The 392-nt window shown below is 42.6% G+C and carries 1 pseudogene; it reads left to right on the forward strand.

Going from position 1 to position 392, the window contains the following annotated elements:
• A pseudogene (locus CDO51_RS13995) lies at positions 1-392 on the forward strand (group II intron reverse transcriptase/maturase); the annotation flags it as partial.

The following is a 392-nucleotide window of genomic DNA, read 5'->3' on the forward strand; positions in this document are numbered from 1 at the left end:
TAGCGAGAAAGACGGTGCAGAAAGTTTACTTGATAAATTACTACACACAGGAAATTTAAATGCAGCTTACAAAAGAGTAAAGCAAAACAGAGGTGCGGCAGGTGTTGACGGGATGACAGTCGATGAGCTAATGCCTTATCTAAAAGAGAACAAGGATGAATTTCTAGAGAGTTTGAGAAGTGGGAAGTACAACCCCCATCCAGTCAGACGAGTAGAAATACCTAAACCTGATGGTGGGGTAAGACTTTTGGAGTCCCAACAGTCGTGGACCGCATGGTACAACAGTCACTAGTACAAGTACTTCAACCAATATTTGAACCGATATTTTCTGATAGTAGCTTTGGATTCAGACCGAATCGTAACGCCCAGCAGGCGATCAAAAGGTCAAAAGA

This window comes from Natranaerobius trueperi, from assembly GCF_002216005.1.
In the GTDB taxonomy this organism is placed as follows: domain Bacteria; phylum Bacillota; class Natranaerobiia; order Natranaerobiales; family Natranaerobiaceae; genus Natranaerobius_A; species Natranaerobius_A trueperi.